At 31.2% G+C, this 1,714-nt stretch carries 4 protein-coding genes; all 4 read left to right on the forward strand.

Annotated elements, in window-relative coordinates; translation table 11 throughout:
- The coding region (locus DD829_RS23595; RefSeq protein ID WP_165814859.1) for a hypothetical protein at positions 1–235 on the forward strand (235 nt) is incomplete at its 5' end.
- Between the two features lie 190 nt (positions 236–425).
- Complete coding sequence (locus tag DD829_RS11855) at positions 426–764, forward strand: hypothetical protein (RefSeq protein ID WP_108410257.1); 339 nt, start codon at positions 426–428, stop codon at positions 762–764.
- A complete protein-coding gene (locus DD829_RS11860; protein WP_108410258.1) occupies positions 739–1,137 on the forward strand; it encodes a hypothetical protein in 399 nt (132 codons plus the stop codon). The genes DD829_RS11855 and DD829_RS11860 overlap by 26 nt, the downstream gene beginning before the upstream one ends.
- Before the next feature lie 186 nt (positions 1,138–1,323).
- Positions 1,324–1,714, forward strand: a 391-nt coding sequence (locus DD829_RS11865) for a hypothetical protein (protein ID WP_133240945.1), incomplete at its 3' end; no start/stop codon positions are given.

Raw genomic sequence — 1,714 nt, forward strand, 5'->3', positions numbered from 1 at the left:
TTTGTGTACCGCAAAAGTTCTGGATCTGGCAGAGTATGATAAACATACTAATGAATGTGAGATAGGTGTTGTCTATTTTTCAGAGATTGTATTTGATCGTTCTAAAAGAAGTGCATTAGTTTTTGTTGACCATCGTATAAAAAAAGATTATTACGGTAGAAATGCTGTATTTAAACTAAGATTGCATGATAATTATTGGGAAATAGAAGATGTTATGCTAGTGTCAACTTCCTAATTTTCACCTGATAGCGCGGATTTGTAATCCGTGCCTGTAAAGACAACAAAAACTTTGCAATCCGCAAAGTTTTTGTTTTAGAAAGCGTTATTTTTACGATATTATAAGATTCATAAAGTAGAGAGAAAAGGATGAAAGAGGTATTTTAAGGTGGCAAGAAATTGTGCAGATTTAGATAGTATATACTGAAATGGGTGGATATCTTCGAGATAAACTTGGTCCTCCAACTTTACATATGGATGCAGGAGGCGATATTGATACTTTTATCAAGAAATTTGAAGCTTACAAAAATTTCAAAGGAGTCATATATATAAAATCTCATGCAACAGATACCTATGGTGCTTCAGGACATGTAGATTTAATATATTCTGATTGGGGAAATGACCCTCATATATATCAGTCAGATCAAGAATTAGATGATTATTTGGAATCGAGGGACGGAAGAGGAATAAGTAGATGGTTTAGTAATGGAAAACTAGAAGTTTCGGTTTGGATAACGGAATATGAGACAGATAAAAGCAAAAAATAAGTTTAAATTCCTATTCTTATTCTTATTGGAATGTAAAGAAAAGAGGGAACCGATTCCAATCGATGAAATAAAAGTTTATATATCTCCAAAGTATGAAATAAGATTGGATAGATATGAAGATTTTTTAGATTTTTCATATGATTGTGATGTATTAAAAGAAAAGAAGAAGTTTTCAGAAAGCTATAAGAAGATGATGTATATTCTTAACAAAAAAAAATGGAAATATGATTTTATAAGTGTTGAACATATTCAAGGTTGTACACAACTGAATCAAGACTTAAAAAAAGATTTTATAGAATTAAACAAAAGAATTTATAATAATAAAGTAAAATTTAATTATGAAGATGGGGTATTATTTATAGTACCCCAATAGCGCGGATTTGTAATCCGTGCCTGTACTAAAACAAAAACTTTGCAGATTGCAAAGTTTTTGTTTTAGTAAAACAGTAATTATATATCTTGTGTATGCAAGTAATGTGGAGGAAAAGGAAATCTACTGGTTCTATCCGGATCATTTTGATTAGTGGATAATGTGGCGAAGTAATCAGAATTTCGAGAAGTGTTTAAAGAGAGATTTGGTGTAGATGATAAAATTATACGGAAAATGCTCAAAGATGGAGATGGGTCCACTGTTATAATGAATGAAAGTTTAAATGATTTGGCGAGTTTTGATCCAGATAAGCCCAATGTTATTAATATAGATTCTGGTGTAGTAAACACGGTTTCAAAAAATAAAGGAAATAAAAAGTATATTGATAATTTAGCAGAAATGATAATTCATGAAGGTGGTCATTGGGTAGACTATGCAATTGACCATATTTCCGAGGAATTTACCCCAGGTTTTAGGACGGGTCTTCATTCAAAAAGTGGTATGCCAGATGCGGGAGATAATTGGGAACTTATTTATTTTAAAACAGATACTCAATCTGCTGCTTCTGATCGTGATATAA

The organism is Chryseobacterium sp. HMWF035 (assembly GCF_003094695.1).
Lineage (GTDB): Bacteria > Bacteroidota > Bacteroidia > Flavobacteriales > Weeksellaceae > Chryseobacterium > Chryseobacterium gambrini.